The following is an 18,954-nucleotide window of genomic DNA, read 5'->3' on the forward strand; positions in this document are numbered from 1 at the left end:
TGTTAACGCTTACGGCACGATGTCAGAATATCATCTTCGCTTTTATAAACTTTTGACTGAGTGCCGGTCAGACCCAGCATGGTTGAGAACAAATTGTCCTGCGAGAAGTCATCTTTCGCCGCCAGACTATCGAGGCAACCTTTATTGATGCCGTAGCGTGACTGATAATCCGGGGAGAGCCAGATTAGCATCGGCACATGTTTCTGCACCTCAGGCGCAATGGCATACGGCATACCGTGTAAATAGGTGCCGTTTTCACCCAGTGATTCGCCGTGATCGGAAAGGTAAACCAGGCTGGTGGTAAATTTATCCTGGTGCGCCTGCAACAGTTTAATGGCTTTATCAACGATGAAATCGACATATAACAGGGTATTGTCATACGTATTTACCAGCTGCTGCTGGGAACAGTCCTGGATCTGATTAGTATCGCAGGTCGGTGTAAAGCGGCGGAACTGAGGCGGATAGCGATTAAAGTAAGTCGGACCGTGACTGCCGATAGTATGTAAAACAATCACGCCGTTGCCCTGAAGCTGTTGAATATACTCCTCCAGCCCATGGAACAGTACCTCATCGTAGCACTCCCCTTTAATACACATGCCCGACAGGTTCAGGCTGGTCATATCCTGATGCGGCACGCGGTCGCAGGCTCCTTTGCACCCGCCGTCATTTTCATTCCACAGGACCTTAATACCGGCACGCTGGATCACATCCAGCAGCCCTTCCTGATGACCGGCAAGCTCATCGTCATAGTGGACGCGCGGCATGCCTGAAAACATACAGGGAACGGATACTGCTGTTGCCGTACCGCAGGAGGCCGTATGCGGGAAATAGGTGACCTGATCTTTAGCCAGGAGCGGGTTGGTATCACGCCCATAGCCTGATAAAGAAAAGTTTGCCGCGCGCGACGTTTCCCCCACGATCAAAATCGTGAGATTTTTTTTGCCGCTTTGCATGGCGGGCGCAAGCTTTGCATCTTCGCCAATTTTTACCAGCGGCAGATTTGCGGTCACGTCATGTTTATACCAGGAGAGCGTCGCAGCAATGGAATTTGAGGGGCTGAGCGACTTCACCAGCTCTTTCTGGTTACGAAACAGCGAGGCGTAATCTTTATAAAACAGCGAGGCCACCAGCAAGATACAGACCACAGACGCTGCGATGCTGACAATACGATAAACCGCGCTTTTCCAGAACGGCGCAGGCGAACGTACGCGGATCCAGAAAGCCACGCCTGCCATCACGAGGCCCGAAAGCAGTAGCGTGACGACCAGCTTCGGCGTCATCAGGGCATAACTCTCTGATGGCGTCGTATCAAGAATATTTACCAGCATCGAGCGGTCGATAATGATGCCGAAATTCCAGATGAAATATTGTGCGGCAGCGGAAACCAGAATAAAGAGCGCGATAGTCAGGCGATCAAGCCAAAGAAACGAGGCGAGCGTGACCACGATATTAATGACTGAAATCGCCACCAGCGGCATCGAGAGAAAAACCAGCCAGTTACGCAGGTTATCCAGCGGCATGGCGACGATCACCTGATGGTAAAAGGCCAGATTAAGAAATACGGCGATATAAGTCGAAAACAGCAACAGAAAAGAGAGCCGACTCATCGTCGGTCTTTTATTGAATGGGAAAAACATGCTTGCAGTCCATCTGTTAACAGGAGTGCACATAATGCCGCTTTAACTTTAGGGAAACCTTAAGCTGCGGCTGTCACAGCCCCTGCCGACCATTAAACAGGCAAAGTACGTGGGACCTCGTGGCTGGATGCCTCAGAGGACAAGAGAATCACGCTGGGCTAACGGCTTTCGAGGCTAAGGTGTGCGCGTGTTACCTCGCCGCGAGAGGTGCCTTTGCAATCCATGCCCGGTAGGTAAAAGAGACCCTTTCAGTGGCCTGGTATTGAAACCTGTCATGCAGGCAGGCTCACGCAAGAAATCCCTTGAAATGCGATAAAAATTGACGCCTGGTCCAGGCTTATGGCGGATGCTGAAGGCAAACGACCCGCGCAAATATGAACATGCCGGGCGCGGCGTAAAAGCAACTGCCGCCATTCCTCAGTAAGGCACCTGAACTTTTCGCGCTGGCCAGTCCTGGTTCTGTTTGCTGAAATTGATCTGAATGAAATTTCCCCTGCAACTCCCTGCTTCAGACAGTCGCTAAAACAGGCTGATATACAGACAGAGAAAAAATTTCGGCCACCCTAAAAATAATAAATACAGGCGCAGATTAATTTTATCTTTTACAGTCATTACAGAGAATTTGATGCTGTAATAGTTTGTTAAAGCGCAGGCGTATAAGCTGGTATAAGCGTGACAGCCAGCCCGAATTTGTAATTTACAAAAAATAAACTTTCGTGCCATACATGGTCTCTTCGTTTATGTTATTACTCTGGGAGAGCGGAAATTCCGCATTTAATCTTTCACTGAGATTAATTTTATGTAATATTTATGGCGTTAATCATTAATGCTGAATAAGGATGGCTGACGTGGAAAGGGAATTAACGCTTAAGGTCGTTTCATTACTGATTGTTGTTATTTTGTTGCGGCTTATATTCAGAAGAAAAACGAAGAGAAATGATAATGATCCGGCCATTACTGCCGCCGATGAAAGAGAGCGCTATACATGGCGCCATATAACACGGCTTATAAAAGTTTTACGGTTTTCAGTAAGCTTTTATCTGTTATGGATCGCTTTAAAGATAATCTCTTCTTAAAACTATCAGATCGTCAGTTAAAAATGCAGCGCGTCCCCTGCTGCTCCGCGAAGTCAGCAGCTGGTACCAGAGAGTTCTGCTGCATCGATTTGCCGCCCTGAGATCCTGAACTGACGTACTTTTGTCACACTGCGGGCAGTTTGTTCAGAGCAGATATCTCAGGCTTGCAGGCCGGCATTATGCTTTACCGGCTCAGGCTCAGCCGCACAGGCTGAACCTGGGCTAGCGCGCCCAGGGACCTGAAGAGACCGATTCGCGCAGCATCAGGCTGGCGGCAAAGACGTCGGCGTTCTGCCAGTCACCGCCGTCAAGCATAGCCAGCAGCCGCGCAATCGCCTCCTGAACCATCTCGGTCACCGGGATTTTGACGCTGGAGAGCGCGGGAACGGTGAATGGCGCAAGCGGTATATCATCAAATCCCAGCACCGACACCTGCGCGGGCACGGCGATGTTCGCGGTGTGTAAATACCTGATGGCCCCCAGCGCCATTTCATCGTTGCTGGCGACCAGAGCGCTAAAGCCGCAGCCGCTGGCGAGCAGAAACTCCGCCGCCTGCGCGCCGCTCTCGGCGTGCCAGTTGCCTTCGGCAATCAGGGCGTCGCGCAGGGCGATACCCTGCTCTTCCAGCGCCGCTTTATAACCGGCGAGGCGCTCTCTTCCGGTAGGCGAATCCAGGGAGCCGGTAATAAAAGCAATGTCGCGATGCCCCAGATCGATGAGCGCCTTCACCGCCATCGCGGCGATCTGTTTTTGATCGGCATAGATGCCGTAGCTGTGGTGCTGGCGTAAGCGTCGATTTACCACCAGCACCGGCTGCTTATGCTGAGCGATAATCTCATCCATCTCATCGACGGTAAGAAAACGCGGATAGATGATAATGCCGTCACAGCGCAGATCGAGCAGAAAGTCTATCGCGGCCCGCTCCTGCGCCGCGCTGTGCTTGCCGTCGGCCAGAATCAGCTGGCGACCCTGCTGCTCCAGCATTCGGGCGGAATGCGACATCAGCTCAGAAAAGTAGTTGCCGCTGTAAAGGGTATTGGTGACGACCAGACCGATGGTCTGGGTGGATTTCACCGACAGGTTGCGCGCCAGCAGATTAGGCCGGAAATCTGTTTCGGTTACCGCCCGCATGACTTTGTCGCGCGTTTCCTGACTGACATAGCCATTCCCCGACAACACTCTGGAAACTGTGGCCTTAGACACGCCCGCTCTTTTTGCGACCTCAAGTATGGTGGCCATAACTTTTCCCTTTTCCCTCAATCCGCTGTGCAGTCTACCCAACCTGACACAGGCTATTTTACGCATTGCTGCACGAAGTGACTTTAATCACAGTTTAAAAAATATCCACCTCAGCCCTCTTGTTATCAATTTTGCAACTGTTCATGATTTTGTGAAACCGGTTTCCTATGACGTTCTGTTTCACTCTCTGGCGCTCTGTCCCTACAACAGCATGCCGCCAGCTACACCCTGGTTATAACAACAGAGACATAAAACGATGCCTAATCCCTATGCAGAAGTCTCTCGCGCTATCGTGCAGTCGCTGGGCGGCATGCGCAACATCGAGACCGTCACTCACTGCATGACGCGTCTGCGTTTTGTGGTGAAAGACCGCGCGCAGATTGATCGCGCCGCCCTGAAAGCCATTCCCGGCGTTATGGGTGTGGTCGACAACGATACCCAGTGTCAGGTCATTATTGGCAATAACGTCGGCAAGGCGTATCAGGCGGTGCTGGAACTTGGCACCCCTGACGCGCAGAGCGGCGTCACGGTAAAACGCAAAATCACGCTGAGACGTATCGGCGCAGGCATTCTTGACGCGCTGGTGGGCACGATGTCACCGCTGATCCCGGCCATTATCGGCGGGTCGATGGTGAAACTGCTGGCAATGGTGCTGGAGATGAGCGGCGTCCTGGCGAAAGGCTCCTCGACGCTGACCATCCTGACGCTGATCGGTGACGGCGCATTCTTCTTCTTGCCGGTGATGGTGGCCGCCTCGGCTGCGCTGAAGTTTAAAACCAATATGTCGCTGGCGATTGCTATCGCTGGGGTGCTGGTGCATCCCGGCTTTGTCGAACTGATGGCGAAAGCGGCGCAGGGACAGGCGGTAGATTTCGCCTCCATTCCTGTCACGCCGGTGAAATACACCTATACGGTGATCCCTGCGCTGGTGATGACCTGGCTGCTGTCGCATATTGAGCACATCATCGACCGTATCACCCCTGCGGTAACGAAAAATTTCCTGAAACCTATGCTGATCGTGCTGGTCGCCGCGCCGATTGCCATCGTGCTGATTGGTCCGCTGGGGATCTGGATCGGCAGCGGCATCTCTGCGCTGGTCTACACCGTCCACGGCTATCTCGGCTGGCTGTCGGTGGCGATTATGGGCGCCATCTGGCCGCTGCTGGTGATGACCGGCATGCATCGCGTGTTCACCCCAACCATTATCCAGACCATCGCGGAAACGGGCAAAGAAGGCATGGTAATGCCGTCAGAAATCGGCGCGAACCTGTCGCTTGGCGGCTCCTCGCTGGCCGTTGCCTTCAAAACTAAAAACCGCGAGCTGCGCCAGACCGCGCTGGCCGCGGCGGCCTCCGCCATCGTCGCCGGGATTTCGGAACCGGCCCTGTACGGCGTGGCGGTACGGCTTAAACGTCCGCTGGTCGCCTGTTTGATCAGCGGCTTTATCTGCGGCGCCGTAGCCGGTATAGGCGGTCTGGCCAGCCACTCAATGGCGTCGCCGGGTCTGTTTACCAGCGTTCAGTTTTTCGATCCCGCCAACCCGATGAGCATTGTCTGGGTGGTGGCGGTTATGGCGCTTTCCGTGGTGCTCTCTTTTATCCTGACGCTGATTTTGGGCTTTGAAGACATCCCGGAAAACGTGACGCAAGCCAGCGTCTCATCGACGCCAGCGGAAGCGATCAAGCCAGTTAAGGCAGCTATTCATCATTGAGGTCATTTATGTCGCAACAGACATTTCCAGCAGGTTTTTTATGGGGTGGCGCGTTAGCCGCAAATCAGGCGGAAGGCGGGTATCGTGAAGGAGGTAAAGGGCTGACCACGGTGGATATGATCCCGCACGGCGCGGCGCGTATGGCGGTAAAGCTGGGATTAGAGAAGCGTTTAACGCTGCGCGATGACGAATACTATCCCAGCCATCAGGCGATCGACTTTTATCATCGCTACAAAGAGGATATTGCCCTGATGGCGGAAATGGGATTCAAGGTATTTCGTACCTCGATCGCCTGGAGCCGCCTCTATCCGCAGGGTGATGAGCAGGAGCCAAACGCCCAGGGCGTTGCTTTTTATCGCAGCCTGTTCGAAGAGTGTAAAAAGTACGGTATCGAACCGCTGGTCACCCTCTGTCATTTCGACGTGCCGATGCATCTGGTGGTGGAGTATGGCTCGTGGCGCAGCCGGAAGATGGTCGATTTTTTTACTCGCTATGCACGCGCCTGTTTTGAGGCGTTTGACGGGCTGGTGAAGTACTGGCTGACCTTTAACGAAATCAACATCCTGCTGCACAGCCCGTTTTCCGGTGCGGGTCTGGTATTTGAAGAGGGCGAAAACCGCGAGCAGGTTAAGTACCAGGCGGCGCATCACGAACTGGTGGCCAGCGCGCTGGCAACGCGCATCGCGCATCAGGTGAATCCGGCTAATCAGGTGGGCTGTATGCTGGCGGGCGGCAATTTTTATCCCTGGTCATGCAAGCCGGAAGATGTCTGGGCCGCGCTGGAAAAGGATCGCGAAAATCTGTTTTTTATCGATGTACAGGCCAGAGGCGCCTACCCTTCCTATGCGGCGCGGCTGTTCCGTGAAAAAGGCGTCGTTATCCACATGGAGAGCGAAGATGCCGGGATCCTGAAAAACAGCGTCGATTTTGTCTCCTTTAGCTACTATGCGTCGCGCTGCGCCTCGGCGGAGATGAATGAGCAGAACAGCAGCGCCGCCAACGTCGTAAAATCCCTGACTAACCCCCACCTTAAACGCAGCGACTGGGGCTGGGGTATCGATCCCCTGGGGCTGCGCATTACGATGAATATGATGTATGACCGCTATCAGAAGCCGCTGTTTCTGGTGGAGAACGGACTGGGCGCGCAGGATAAGGTGGAGGCGGATGGCAGCATCAACGACGACTACCGCATCAGCTATCTGCGCGAGCATATTCAGGCGATGGCGCAGGCGATTGACGATGGGGTGCCGGTGATAGGCTACACCACCTGGGGCTGTATCGATCTGGTTGCCGCCTCAACCGGCGAAATGAGTAAGCGCTATGGTTTGGTCTACGTGGATCGGGACGATCTGGGACGCGGCACGCTGGCGCGAACGCGCAAGAAATCCTTCTGGTGGTATAAGAAAGTGATCGCCAGTAACGGGCGCGATCTCAGCTAAGGCGAAAAGGCAAAGGCAGCAAAATTCACGCGTGGCAGACCATTTTTTTCAGCTTATGCCACACTTAACAGACCCGCATTCTGTTAAGGAAATCTGATGAATTTTCGCTGCCGTCTTCTCTGCCTGAGTCTGGCGATATGGAGTCATTCTCTGCTGGCGATCCCGCTTCCGCAGCGCCCTCCCGATACGCTTCCGCCGGAGCAATATATCAGCCGTGTCAATGACAACCGCACCATAACGTGGCAGCTCTGGGCGCCTGCGGCCAAAGCCGTCGAAGTGGTCACTGGCGCGACTCCGGACCGCTATGTTTCGCAACCAATGAGCAAAAATGAGCAAGGGATCTGGTCCCTGACCAGCGAGCCTCTCCAGCCCGGCTTATATGAATACTTTTTTAACGTCGATGGCTTTCGCAGCATCGACACCGGCGGCGCTCAGCCGAAACCGCAGCGTCAGGTCAATACCAGCTTAATTCTGGTGCCGGGGAGCGTGCTGGACGATCGCAATGTGCCACACGGCGAGATCCATACGCTGAGCTGGCATTCGCCGTCGCTGAGTCGCGAGCGCCAGGTCTCTGTCTGGGTGCCGCCCGGCACGCGCGACGACTCGGCTCCGCTGCCGGTGCTCTACTACTATCACGGTTTCGGCGATACCGGTCTCTCCGTACTGACGCAGGGTCGCGTGCCGCAAATCATGGATAATCTGCTGGCTGAGGGAAAGATTGTGCCGATGCTGGTGGTAATGCCCGATACCGAAACCGATGCGGCTGAGGCGATACCGGAGCATTTCGCGCCTGCCAGCCGGCGTGAAACCTTTTACCCGCGCAACGCGCAAGCCGCGGACAAAGAGCTGATGCAGGAGATTATGCCGCTGATCGCCAGCCGCTATCGCATCCGCAGCGATGCAGACAGCCAGGCGCTGGCGGGTCTGTCCCAGGGCGGTTATCAGGCGCTGGTCAGCGGCATGCGCCATCTCGATAAGTTCGCCTGGCTGGGCATATTCAGCGGCGTGACCACTGAAACGGTGCCAGATTTTCGCGTTGCGGCGCAGCTGAAAAAGCCCGCCGCGATCAATCGCCAGCTAAAACTCCTGACGCTGGTCAGCGGCGAAGAGGACATTATTACCGGTCGGGATATGACCGGCTTTAAGGCGCAGCTTGATCAGCGCGGCATCCGCAGCGACTGGCATAGCTACCCGAAGCTGGGGCATGAGATGGATGTCTGGCGTCCAGCCTATATCGACTTTGTGCAAAAGCTGTTTCAACCAGAGAATTAGGGCAGCGCCTTTATCAGGGTCAGCTGATTTTCGTCTTCTCCCTGGCGATAGCTGACCCGATCCACACCAGAGAAAATAAGCTGCATTCCGCGCCCCCCTTCGCTCAGGCTGGCCAGATCCAGCGGCGCATCCGGGTCGATAACCGGCGGCTGGCGCTTATCTTCAGGCAGCGGCACGCCGCAGTCATACAGATTCACCGTTACCGTGCGGCTATCATGGCTGAAATCCACGCGATAATGCGCAGAGGCATCGTCGTGATAGCCGTGACGAATAATGTTGCTCGCCGCCTCGCACAGAGCCAGATCGAGCGGATAGATCCAGGTCTCATTCACCTGCAACGCCGCCAGGAACTGGCGCAGCGCGATACCGAGCGTCGTCAGGCTGTTAATGGTCGCGGGCAAGCGTAGCTGTTTCTCATGATGGGATTGAGACATAGATCAGGTTCCTTCTTCAATGGCAGCAAGCGCCTCGTTGCGGTCGCCGCAAAGGGTGAATACCCGGTCCATACGGGTCAGCGCAAACATCGCTTTGATATTCGCGTTGAGTGAGCAGAGTACCAGCTGCCCTTTGCCGCTCAGCGATTTCAGCAGAGAAATCAGCGCGCCCAGACAGCTACTGTCGATAAAATCCACGCGGGAAAAGTCGAGAACGAGGCGAGTCTCACCCTGCTGGATAAGCGCGGCGACCGCCTCTTTAAAACGCAGCGCGACCGACGCGTCGAGACGCCGGGCAACGGGCGTAATCAGCAGTGCGTTTTCAATTTTTTCCGTTTCAAGTTTCATTATGCTTCTCCCGCCTTAAGTCTTGCTGGCGCTCAATCACCAGTAAGGAAATATCGTCCGCCGCTGATGCGGCTGCGCCGCGCCACTGACTGAGCGACTGTTCTACCGCCTCCAGCAGCGCCGACAAAGAATGGTGATGGAGCGAGGCCAGCAGGGTTTCCAGTCGCGCGGCGCCAAACTGATGGCCCTCGGCGTTTTCGCACTCGCTGATGCCGTCGCTGTAAAGACAGAGACGCTCGCCCGGCGCAAGATGAAAGGCCGTCTCATCCCAGTCAAGATGATCGAGCAGGCCCACCGGCGGACCGCCCTCGCCAACCTCTCGTACCTCGCCCGTCGCGCTCACAATCACAGGGGTCGGATGGCCTGCCTGACAAAGACGCCCCTCGCCGCTGTGCCGATCGATAACGCCGTACACCATGGTGAAATAGCTGGTGACTTCCGGATGCTGCGCGCAAAAACGCTTATTCAGGATGCGCACTACCTGCGCTGGCGGCGTAATGTCGGCGCCGTTGAACAAAAAGGGATCGACCGTGCGGCCATGTAAGAACTGGCGTGCAACCGCCACGGACATCATTGCCGCCGTCACGCCGTGTCCGGCCACGTCGACGCAGTAAAATCCTGCCGCCTCGTCATTGAGCGGAAAGAGGTGAAACAGATCGCCGGACACCCAGGCAGAGGGCATAAACAGCCAGTCGGCAAAATAGTCGCCCTGACGCAGGTGGTGCGGCGGCAGAATGCTGCGCTGCAAAGTCGCCGCCGCCTGCAAATCCTGTTCAATTTGCCGCAGCGCCTCGCTGAGACGACGATTTTTGCTGGCGAGCGTCGCCTCCAGCTGCAAAATGCGCTCGCCCGCATGCAGCCGCGCCTGAAGTTCCACCTGATTCACCGGTTTGGGTAAAAAGTCATCGGCCCCGGCGGCGAAGCCGACACGCAGATCCTCCACGCTGTCGCGCGCGGTCAGCACGATCACGTAGATGTAGCGATCCTCTACCCGCTGGCGGATCTCGCTACACAGCGTCAGGCCATCCATGACCGGCATCTCCCAGTCGCTAATCACCAGACTAATAGCTTCCTGCGCCAGCAGCGTCAGCGCCTGTTCGCCATTCTCGGCTTCGAACACCTGATAGCCCCACTGCCGCAGCAGCCCAGCCAGCAGCCTGCGATAAAGCAAGGCGTCGTCGACGATGAGTACCGATCGCGGCTGACATTCGCTCATAGAAACCTCAGAAAGGAAGAAACCAGATCAGCGAAATCGTGCCTTCACGAAATTTCGCGTTGCTGCTGCTTCGGCCAGGAAAGCGCGTGCCGCTGTAGTTGCTGTACTGAACAGAGAACGAGCCTGGCGTATAGCCGGCGTAGCCGAAACTGTAGCTGTAGTCGCCGTTCCAGGGCTGCTGCTGCTCGGAGTGCGGATACCAGAAGGCAGTCGCGCGGATAAAAAAGTGCTGTTTAAAGGTGTAGCCGCAGCCGCCTAGCCCTACCTGTTTATTGGAGCGCAGATCGTTGTCTGCCAGCGAGTAGTAGCGCGGCACCCAGCTGACGCCGACCTGGCAGGTCAGCGCGTCGCCTTTGTTGATCAGCAAATGATTTTCCAGCGCCTTCGGTAGCGAAAATTTATAAGCGAAGGTAAAGGCGCCCTGTTCGAAATAGGTAAAGCGCGTATTGCCTGAAGGAAACAGCCGGTTATCGCCGTAATTGCTGTACACCAGGCTAAAGGTATTGGGATGCCAGTCGTCATAGCCGAAGCTGTAGCGAAAATCGGTATTGTATTTATCAAAATCGGTAATAGGCGCCCGCAGCGTAACGTTGGCAAACCAGAAGCTGTAAGGGGAATATTGCAGGCTGAGGTTAAGCAGCTGATTGATTTTCTTTTTCCGCTGCGCCGATTCCGAGCCGTTCGGGATGGTCAGCCACTGCTCTTTCAGCCCGCTGGTGAAGCTCAGCGCGCCGGAAAATTTATCTTTATTGCCGGAAAAAAGCCGTCCCCAGCGGCTGGTGAACACCCCGGCCTGAATCGGCTCGCTCTGCGCCGCCACCGTTTCGTTGTCGGCGTTGGCGGCAACGGCGGGCATTGTCGCCGCTGCAACTAAAGCAGACATCAGCGCGCCTGCGCCTCTGGCCGTAAGGCCGGGGTGAACCATGTCGCGCTCCTCGCTCAGTTAGGAATAAAACGACCGCCAATCTCTTTTTTCGCCATCCACCACAGCACGCCCAGCGCCGCGAGATGAATGAAGGTGTTGCGTATCCACGCCTGATGCCAGAGGTCAAAATGCACGAACTGGCTGACCGCCATCACCACAAATACATGCAGGATAAAGGTGTAAAGCGAGTGCTGGCCCAGCGGAATAAGGAACCAGCCCAGGGCGCGTTCGATGGGCCGCCAGCAGAACGTCAGCAGCAGATACACCAGCAGCATCAGGCTGAAATCGTTCAGTACGCGACAGGGACCGAGCGCGTTTTTGCTGGCGAGGTGGTAGTAAAACCAGTTGAAATCCGCAGGCGGAATGACGTGCAGCAGCAGGAACGAGGGCATAAAGGGATTCGTATGGTTCTGCGCGATAAACATCATGACGAGGGCGTAAATCACCATGATTCCCATCACGATATAGCCCCCTGGCGTGCGAGCCAGCGACATCAGTTCATCCTTGTACCAGCCGCAGCACATGCCCAGCACATAGATGAACTGCCAGGCCAACAGCGGGAAGGCAAACTCAAACTCGGCAACGGTGAGACGCGTCGGCCACAGGTGGTAGCTGACGTAACCCGCCAGCGACGCCAGCACCAGCCAGCCGACGCGCCGCGCTTTCAGCAGCGCCAGAAACAGCGGGCTGATCAGCAGCAGACAGATATAGAGACCCAGAATCTGCGTCTGATGCGGCCCGATTTGCAGATAGAGAATGATGTTAAACCAGGTCTCTTTGATTTGCGGCGTGGTGGGAAACAGCGCCCAGATCGTGCCGGAATAGCGATCGACGAAATGGGTGACTTCAAAGGTATTGATAAACGGCAGCCGCGACAGCAGCAGCATGATAAAGATGATGGCCAGGTTGACCAGATAGATTTTTCCGGCCCGTCGCCATAAGGTCCAGCCGACCGTCAGCAGCACCTCTTTTTGCAGGCGCTGGCGGTTAAGCATACCCAGCATAAATCCCGACAGAATGACGAAACCTTCCGCGCCTGTGGTCAGGCCGAACCGTTCCCAGGTAAAGATATTCACCAGTGAAAGCAACTCGGTATGCGCCACGACCATCATCACCAGCGCAATGCCGCGCAGCATATCGATGCGCAAATCGCGTCTTCCAGGCACGGCATAACGCCACGCGCGCCAGTTGACGCTTGCCGTCTCAGGCTGATACGCCAAATCTGCCATAAATCATTACCATGTATGATGAATAAAATTTTAATAGTTAAATTATGTGGATCTATACACTGTAAGCAGAAGTTTAGCTCTGTTGCGGTTTAAGTCACGCTGAAATGAAAAAATAGTTAAAAAGCTTGTAAATTACTGTAATGCAATACTATACAGATAGTGGAGACGGTTGGGTAGATTTCATGATGACCACACACTCCTGATAAAAACAGCAGCAAACATAATAAATTATCATCAGATTGTATTTTTCAAGCTAATGATTTGCGCATTCATCAGGTGAAAAAATAACCAACAGACGCTTCCGCTATCGACACGAGACGCCATGGATTATTACTTTTCACGCTTTGAACATCGCCGCCCGCCTGAACCGCTGAATACGCCGACCTGGGTGATGAAGCTCTGGCAGGTACTGGCCGTCGCCGGGCTGATTCTCGGCGCCAACTATATTCGCTGGCGCTGGATGGAGTCGCTTAATATGGATGCGCTCTGGTACGCCGTTCCGCTGGCGCTGGCGGAGACCCTCGCCTGGGTGGGGACGCTGCTGTTCACTATCAATATCTGGCAGGTCAAGGACCCGCCGCGTCCCTCCCCGCCTGAAGAGATCAACCAGTGCCTGCAAGAGCAGGATCGCACCGACGTACGGCCGCCGAAGGTCGATCTTTTTATCGCCACCTACTCCGAAGATCCGGAACTGGTACGCCTCTCTATCAGGGATGCGCTGAAGCTGACCTATCCCACGCCGCTCACGCTTGAGATACACGTTCTGGATGACGGCCGCCGACCGGAGATGCGCGCGGTCTGCGAGCAGGAGGGAGTGAATTATATTACCCGCGAAAACAATATCGGCTTTAAAGCGGGCAATATCCGCAACGGCATGGAGCAGACCGACGGTGATTTTATGGTGATCTGCGATGCCGACACGCGCGTCTTTCCTACCCTGCTGGCGCATACGCTAGGCTATTTCCGCGATCCCGACGTCGCCTGGGTGCAGACACCGCAGTGGTTTTACGACCTGCCCGAAGGGGAGCGCTTTTCTGACTGGCTGCGTCGCCGCATGGGTCTGCCTGGCTATCTGTCAGGCCGGGTCATCGAGGGGATCTTTGGCCGTTTAACCGTGGGCAGCGACCCCTTCTTCAACGATCCGCGCATGTTCTATGACGTGATCCTGCGCCGTCGCAACTGGGCCAACGCCGCCTTTTGCTGCGGCGCGGCGTCGGTTCACCGGCGTGAAGCGGTGATGCAGGCCGCGCTGCGCAGCTACGTTTTCAGCGTGGAAGAGGAAATTTCGCGTCACACGCGCGATATACGGGACGAAGAGATGCGCGCCACGCTGAGCCGGGCCATGCGTCCGCATGTGATTGCGGATACCGAGCTGACGCCCTATAAGTTCCACGTTTCCGAGGATATTTACACCTCTATCGTGCTGCACGGCGACAGCGGACGGCGCTGGCGCTCGGTGATGCATCCCGGTATCGAATCAAAAATGCTGTCGCCGCAGGACCTGCTTACCTGGATGATCCAGCGTTTTAAATACGCGGCTGGCTCGCTGGACATTCTGTTTCATGACAAAATTTTTAGCCGTCGCCGCTTTTCCCTTAGCCTGGGCCAGACGCTGATGTACGGCACCACCTTCTGGTCCTACCTTGCCTGTATCTGGAACACGGTTTTCCTGATTTCGCCGCTGATTTATCTGTTTACCGGAATTCCGCCGGTTTCAGCCTACTCAACGCCCTTTTATCTGCACTTTTTACCCTTCTTTATTGTGTCAGAGCTGGCGTTTATGTTCGGCACCTGGGGGATTTCCGCCTGGGACGGGCGTTCATCCTATCTGGCCTTTTTTTCCGTTAACCTGCGCGCGCTGAATACCGTGCTGCGTGGCGAAAAAGTGAAATTTCACGTTACGCCGAAAGAGCGCCAGTCGGGACGTTTTCTCTATCTGGTGAAGCCGCAGCTGGCCATTGTGGCCTTGACGCTCCTCGGTCTGATTTGGGGCGGTATCCAGGTGGCGCGCGGCAACGTTGACGACCCCTCAGGCTATGTCATCAACATCTTCTGGGGCGCGGTCAATATCGCCGCCATGATGCCTATGATTATGGCGGCGATGTGGACGCCGCCCGCCACGCAGGAGGCGGAATGAGCCTGAAATCGGGCATTTACAGCGCGCGCAGCTATCTCACCATTTTGATTGGCTTTTTGATTGGCTTCGCCATTGTGCTGTGGGTCGAGCGGCAGATGCCGACGCGGGTGGAAACCACCGACGGCATTGTGCTCAGCAAATCCTTTCCGCCGCTGCCGCAGCAGCGCGACCTCACCTTTGATGAAGCCGTCTGGGCGCGGATCGCCTGGCAATACTTCGTCAATAACACGCAGGCGAACGGACTGGTGAACGCCGAGGCGAACAAGCCCTGGTTTAGCCTGTGGAGCACCGGCAGCTATCTGCTGGCGGCTATCGCAGCGAAACAGCTCGCCATCATCTCCGATGCGGAGTTTGACGATCGCATCGCCTCCGCCCTGGATGCGCTTGGCACGCTGCCGCTGAAGCCTGACGGTCTGCCCGCGGCTTTTTATCAGGCGGAACTGCTGGAGCCGCTGCCTTCTGCGAGTCAGAACGCCGGTTCGGCCATTGATATGGGGCGTTTGCTGATGCCCTTGCAGATATTGCTGTGGCGCTATCCCCAGCATGCCGCGGCGGTCAGCCGGCTGCTGTCGCGCTGGCAGCTTGACGCTCTGCTGCAAAGCAGCGGGCCGCAGGGGGCCAGCCTGCCGGTTAACCGCTGGGTGATTCGCTCCGACGATCCGCGCGGCACCTACGGCTATCGTCTCTATGCGGGCAGCGTGCTGCGGCTGATCAATGCCGCAGCCGGTCTGGCCGTCAGTCAGCCGCCGGATGGCCTGAAGCTGGTGGAAATCGACGGACACGCGGTGCCTGACGAAGGGCTGCGTACGCCCTGGGGCAAACAACCGTCCCTGATTAGCATGCCCTATCTGCTGACCGGGCTGGAGCAGGGATTTGACGCGCGCAGCGGTGAAATCACCTGGCGCATCATGCAGATCGTGCAGAATCGCACCGGCACCCCCGCCGGCGCAGGCCAGATCAACAGCGACTACGCCGAGCAGACGCCTGATTTCGTCGGCGCGCTGCCAGGCAGTCAGCCGCTGCCCATACAGAACCTCAATGACGACGCCAGCGGCACGCTCGCCAGCCGCGCGCTGACCTCGACCCGTTCCGCCTTCGCCTGGTACGCCCTGTTCCGCAACCGCTGGAGCGAGGCGCTGCGCCGGGAGATGCTGCCGATGATCGAGCCTGGAAAGGGCTGGAAAGCGGGTTTTAACGCCGACGGTTCCGTGAACGCGGACATTGACGCCGATACCAATGCGATGGTGCTGGAGAGTCTCTCCTATATCGCCCACGGACAGCTGCTCTGTCTGGGCTGTCTCGCCACCCCTTTACCCGCTAAGCCGCCGCAGCAACAAGGAGTAACATCGAAATGAGATTTTTATGGCTTCGCCAGTCTGGCTTCGCTGCCCTGCTGGCTACGCTGGTGCTTCTGTCGCCCGCGCTTCAGGCGGCGATTAGCCTGCCCGCGTCAGACTATAAGGTGCGTCACGGCGAACTGACCGAGCGCGAAATGGCGGTGGCGAGAAACGCCTGGTCCTATTTTGTCGCTAACTACCAGCCCAGCACCGGACTGGTGAATGCGGTTAATAAATATCCTTCCACCACCATGTGGGACAGCGCCTCCTATCTGGCGGCCCTGACGGCGGCGCGCGAGCTGGGCATTATCGATAAGGCGGAGTTTGATCGACGCCTGTTGCAGTTCCTGGCGACGCTCAACAAGCTGGTGCTGTTTCAGAATCAGGTGCCCAATAAGGCCTACAACACCATTACCGGCCAGAAGGTGGACTACCTGAATAAGCCCGGCGAGATTGGCTTCTCCGCCATAGATATTGGCCGCATGCTGCTCTGGCTGAAGATCCTGAAAGAGCGCTACCCGGAGTACGGCAACAGCATTGATAACGTGGTGCTGGGCTGGGACTTTACCCACGTCGTGGACGACTGCGGTACGCTGCACGGCGCTTATCTCGACGGCAAAAAGCAGCCTCAGTATGTTCAGGAAGGGCGTCTGGGTTATGAAGAGTATGCCGCGGCGGGCTATCAGCTGTGGGGGTTTACCACCTGTCAGGCAAGCCGCCCGGAGCCTTATGCGCTGGCGGATATTTACTGCGTGCTGGTGCCGTACGACTCGCGCGACCCGCGCATGACCAGCCAGCATAACTATGTCGTTACCGAATCCTATCTGCTGCACGGGCTGGAGATGGGCTGGGATAACGCCGATGACCGTGATAATGACTCAGGCGATTTCAGCCACCCGTGGATGAAAAACTTCGCCGACCGCGTGTATCAGGCGCAGGAAAACCGCTACATGATTACCGGAACGCTCACGGCGCGTTCGGAACACCAGCTCGATAAATCTCCCTACTTCGTTTACGACACCGTCTATAGCGATGGCTATAACTGGAATACCATTACCGACAAAGGCCAGTACGTGCCTAATGTCGCCGCGGTGTCGCTGAAGGCCGCGCTCGGCATGTGGGTGCTGTGGAACTCGCCCTACACCGATCGCCTGTTCGATACCATCGAAAACGCCGATGAAAAAGACAAAGGCTACTACGAAGGTCTGTATGAAAACGGCGACGGGCCGATCAAAGAGTTCACCGCCAACAACAACGGCATCATGCTGGAAGCGCTGCTGTTCAAGAAGGAAGGCAAGCTGCTGCGCTTTAACAGCAACGATCCGCGTAAACCCAGCTATGCGCCCTCCATGTGGGAAAAACGGCTGGTTGATATTTTCGAACCCAACAACACGCCGCGTAATCGTCCGTTCCTGAACGTAACGCCAGGCATTAAAAACTGGTGCGAACAGAGCGGCACCGCCGTGCGCAGCGCGCCTTCGTGCCAGGCCTGTAAATGCGCGCGCTGTGATAGTCAGGCGCCCGTTAAGTTACCGCCGGTGGCGACCTCATGCCTAAAACAGTAATTCGCACAGGTTTGGCGCTGCTGCTGGCGCTGGCGCTCATCGCCGGTTTGCTGGCGCGTAATCAGGCCGCAGGCTGGCGCTGGCTGGTGAACGGCGGCTGGCACACCACCGCGCGGCTGGGCGCGCTTTCCGATCAGGAGCGGCGCTGGGCGACCATAGCCTGGCGCTACTTTGAAAATAATACCCAGCCGCAAACCGGGCTGGTTAACGGCAGCGATAAACGCCCCGTTGTCAGCCTGTGGCAGATGGGCGACACGCTGATTGCCCTGACGGCGGCGCGTCAGCTCGATCTTATAGATGACGAGGTTTTCGATCGTCGCCTGACCACCCTCCTCGGCACCCTGAATCGCCTGCCGCTCACCTCGGCCAGCGTGCCCAACCTGCTCTACAGCGCCACCAGCGTGACGATGGTGGGCTACGCCAATAAGCCGCAGGTGCTGGGCTGGTCGGCAAAAGATATGGCGCGGCTAATGATGGCGCTGCGCATCGTAGCGGCGTTTCATCCGCAGTACAGCGAATATCTGGAGCGGGTGATCCTGCGCTGGGATTTCTGTCGGGTAGTGGATGCGAAAGGACAGCTCTATGCCGGTCAGATGCGCAATCAGACGCTGACGCCGCAGGCCGAGGGACGTCTGGGCGACAGCGAATACAGCGCAGCGGGATTTGGTCTCTGGGGCTTCGCCAACGACCAGTCGCTGCGTCCACCTGCGCAGCATGTCATTATTGACGGTCTGGCGCTGGATATTGACGCGCGCGACCCGCGCACCACCTGGACGCCTGCGGCCATCACCACCATGCCCTACGTGCTGAGCGGCATGGAGTATGCCTGGACGCTGCCCGGCGCCGATCGCGACATCGTCAACCTACAGCGCCAGCGCGCCAGCGCGGTGTATCGCGTGCAGGAGATGCGCTGGCAGCAAAAGAATATTCTCACCGCCCGCAGCGATTTCACCCTTTCCGCTCCGCCGTGGCACGTTAACGACACTATTTTCGCCAACGGCTACGCCTGGAACACGCTGGCGGATGACGGCAAATGGGTGCCGCGTCTGGCTCAGGTCTCGACGCGCGCCGTTTTCGGACTCTGGGCGCTGTGGCAAACCCCCTTTACCGATGCGCTGATGGCCATGACGCAGCGGCAGAACGATCCGCAGCGCGGCTGGTTTGAAGGGCGCGTGGAGGCCACCGGCGACTACAACCGCGCCATCACCCTTTCAACTAACGCGCTGGTGCTGGAGGCGCTGCTGTTTAAAGCCAACGGGGGAGCGCTGCTGCGTGACAGTTCGCTGAGCGCGCAGAGCTATTTCCGTCGCCAGCTGGAGGACCCCTTCACCGCGCCGCAGCGCTGTTTTCCTGTCAACCAGACCGCTCTGAGCGGCAATCCAGATTAAG

Annotated in this window: 14 protein-coding genes; 7 read left to right on the top strand and 7 right to left on the bottom strand. The window is 56.6% G+C overall.

The genetic code is table 11. The features are described 5' to 3' along the window. Positions 1 to 2: 2 nt before the first annotated feature. Together eptA and BBB56_RS20545 are read right to left on the bottom strand one after the other, a co-directional pair. A complete protein-coding gene (gene eptA, locus BBB56_RS20540; protein WP_123802780.1) occupies positions 3 to 1,637 on the bottom strand; it encodes a phosphoethanolamine transferase EptA in 1,635 nt (544 codons plus the stop codon). A 1,298-nt stretch (positions 1,638 to 2,935) separates the two neighbouring features. Continuing rightward, the gene (locus BBB56_RS20545; protein WP_123802781.1) at positions 2,936 to 3,952 is read right to left on the bottom strand and encodes a LacI family DNA-binding transcriptional regulator; all 1,017 of its coding nucleotides are present in this window, start codon (positions 3,950 to 3,952) and stop codon (positions 2,936 to 2,938) included. Between the two features lie 256 nt (positions 3,953 to 4,208). Between BBB56_RS20545 and ascF the strand changes: the two genes are divergently transcribed. The 3 genes from ascF (at position 4,209) to BBB56_RS20560 (ending at position 8,374) form a co-directional block, all read left to right on the top strand. Next, positions 4,209 to 5,663 carry a PTS cellobiose/arbutin/salicin transporter subunit IIBC gene (ascF, locus tag BBB56_RS20550; protein WP_123802782.1) on the top strand — a complete coding sequence of 485 codons (1,455 nt, stop codon included), beginning with the start codon at positions 4,209 to 4,211 and terminating at the stop codon, positions 5,661 to 5,663. Between the two features lie 8 nt (positions 5,664 to 5,671). Next, a complete protein-coding gene (locus BBB56_RS20555) occupies positions 5,672 to 7,102 on the top strand; it encodes a 6-phospho-beta-glucosidase (protein ID WP_123802783.1) in 1,431 nt (476 codons plus the stop codon). Positions 7,103 to 7,198: 96 nt separating this feature from the next. After that, entirely contained in the window at positions 7,199 to 8,374 is a 1,176-nt protein-coding gene (locus BBB56_RS20560; protein ID WP_123802784.1) for an esterase, read from the top strand. Here BBB56_RS20560 and BBB56_RS20565 read toward each other — a convergent pair. From BBB56_RS20565 to opgC, 5 genes are all read right to left on the bottom strand, one after another. Continuing rightward, the gene (locus BBB56_RS20565) at positions 8,371 to 8,808 is read right to left on the bottom strand and encodes an ATP-binding protein (protein ID WP_123802785.1); all 438 of its coding nucleotides are present in this window, start codon (positions 8,806 to 8,808) and stop codon (positions 8,371 to 8,373) included. The genes BBB56_RS20560 and BBB56_RS20565 overlap by 4 nt on opposite strands. Before the next feature lie 3 nt (positions 8,809 to 8,811). Then, entirely contained in the window at positions 8,812 to 9,156 is a 345-nt protein-coding gene (locus tag BBB56_RS20570) for an STAS domain-containing protein (RefSeq protein ID WP_123802786.1), read from the bottom strand. Next, positions 9,146 to 10,372 (bottom strand): PP2C family protein-serine/threonine phosphatase, encoded by a 1,227-nt coding sequence (locus tag BBB56_RS20575; protein WP_123802787.1) that lies wholly within the window; start codon positions 10,370 to 10,372, stop codon positions 9,146 to 9,148. The genes BBB56_RS20570 and BBB56_RS20575 overlap by 11 nt, the downstream gene beginning before the upstream one ends. 7 nt (positions 10,373 to 10,379) lie before the next feature. After that, positions 10,380 to 11,228, bottom strand: coding sequence for a hypothetical protein (locus tag BBB56_RS20580; RefSeq protein WP_233593074.1), 849 nt, complete (start codon positions 11,226 to 11,228; stop codon positions 10,380 to 10,382). Positions 11,229 to 11,311: 83 nt separating this feature from the next. Further along, positions 11,312 to 12,526: an OpgC domain-containing protein gene (opgC, locus tag BBB56_RS20585; protein ID WP_123802788.1), complete on the bottom strand. Its 1,215-nt coding sequence runs from the start codon at positions 12,524 to 12,526 to the stop codon at positions 11,312 to 11,314. A gap of 322 nt (positions 12,527 to 12,848) precedes the next feature. On the opposite strand from opgC, the gene BBB56_RS20590 reads away from it, so the two are divergent. From BBB56_RS20590 to BBB56_RS20605, 4 genes are read left to right on the top strand one after another with little or no spacing between them, the layout of a single operon-like run. Then, the gene (locus BBB56_RS20590; RefSeq protein ID WP_123802789.1) at positions 12,849 to 14,663 is read left to right on the top strand and encodes a glycosyltransferase; all 1,815 of its coding nucleotides are present in this window, start codon (positions 12,849 to 12,851) and stop codon (positions 14,661 to 14,663) included. After that, a complete protein-coding gene (locus tag BBB56_RS20595) occupies positions 14,660 to 16,018 on the top strand; it encodes a DUF3131 domain-containing protein (protein ID WP_123802790.1) in 1,359 nt (452 codons plus the stop codon). Before BBB56_RS20590 ends, BBB56_RS20595 begins: the two co-directional genes overlap by 4 nt. After that, positions 16,015 to 17,565, top strand: coding sequence for a DUF3131 domain-containing protein (locus BBB56_RS20600; protein WP_123802791.1), 1,551 nt, complete (start codon positions 16,015 to 16,017; stop codon positions 17,563 to 17,565). Before BBB56_RS20595 ends, BBB56_RS20600 begins: the two co-directional genes overlap by 4 nt. Next, a complete protein-coding gene (locus BBB56_RS20605; protein WP_123802792.1) occupies positions 17,550 to 18,953 on the top strand; it encodes a DUF3131 domain-containing protein in 1,404 nt (467 codons plus the stop codon). The genes BBB56_RS20600 and BBB56_RS20605 overlap by 16 nt, the downstream gene beginning before the upstream one ends. The last annotated feature ends 1 nt before the right edge of the window (position 18,954 follow it).

This window comes from Candidatus Pantoea deserta (assembly GCF_003813865.1).
In the GTDB taxonomy this organism is placed as follows: Bacteria; Pseudomonadota; Gammaproteobacteria; order Enterobacterales; family Enterobacteriaceae; genus Pantoea; species Pantoea deserta.

What these genes read in the sequence shown, in the direction of transcription:
- eptA (WP_123802780.1), bottom strand. Translation starts at nt 1,637, where the DNA reads ATGTTTTTCCCATTCAATAAAAGACCGACGATGAGTCGGCTCTCTTTT.
- BBB56_RS20545 (WP_123802781.1), bottom strand. Translation starts at nt 3,952, where the DNA reads ATGGCCACCATACTTGAGGTCGCAAAAAGAGCGGGCGTGTCTAAGGCC.
- ascF (WP_123802782.1), top strand. Translation starts at nt 4,209, where the DNA reads ATGCCTAATCCCTATGCAGAAGTCTCTCGCGCTATCGTGCAGTCGCTG.
- BBB56_RS20555 (WP_123802783.1), top strand. Translation starts at nt 5,672, where the DNA reads ATGTCGCAACAGACATTTCCAGCAGGTTTTTTATGGGGTGGCGCGTTA.
- BBB56_RS20560 (WP_123802784.1), top strand. Translation starts at nt 7,199, where the DNA reads ATGAATTTTCGCTGCCGTCTTCTCTGCCTGAGTCTGGCGATATGGAGT.
- BBB56_RS20565 (WP_123802785.1), bottom strand. Translation starts at nt 8,808, where the DNA reads ATGTCTCAATCCCATCATGAGAAACAGCTACGCTTGCCCGCGACCATT.
- BBB56_RS20570 (WP_123802786.1), bottom strand. Translation starts at nt 9,156, where the DNA reads ATGAAACTTGAAACGGAAAAAATTGAAAACGCACTGCTGATTACGCCC.
- BBB56_RS20575 (WP_123802787.1), bottom strand. Translation starts at nt 10,372, where the DNA reads ATGAGCGAATGTCAGCCGCGATCGGTACTCATCGTCGACGACGCCTTG.
- BBB56_RS20580 (WP_233593074.1), bottom strand. Translation starts at nt 11,228, where the DNA reads ATGCCCGCCGTTGCCGCCAACGCCGACAACGAAACGGTGGCGGCGCAG.
- opgC (WP_123802788.1), bottom strand. Translation starts at nt 12,526, where the DNA reads ATGGCAGATTTGGCGTATCAGCCTGAGACGGCAAGCGTCAACTGGCGC.
- BBB56_RS20590 (WP_123802789.1), top strand. Translation starts at nt 12,849, where the DNA reads ATGGATTATTACTTTTCACGCTTTGAACATCGCCGCCCGCCTGAACCG.
- BBB56_RS20595 (WP_123802790.1), top strand. Translation starts at nt 14,660, where the DNA reads ATGAGCCTGAAATCGGGCATTTACAGCGCGCGCAGCTATCTCACCATT.
- BBB56_RS20600 (WP_123802791.1), top strand. Translation starts at nt 16,015, where the DNA reads ATGAGATTTTTATGGCTTCGCCAGTCTGGCTTCGCTGCCCTGCTGGCT.
- BBB56_RS20605 (WP_123802792.1), top strand. Translation starts at nt 17,550, where the DNA reads ATGCCTAAAACAGTAATTCGCACAGGTTTGGCGCTGCTGCTGGCGCTG.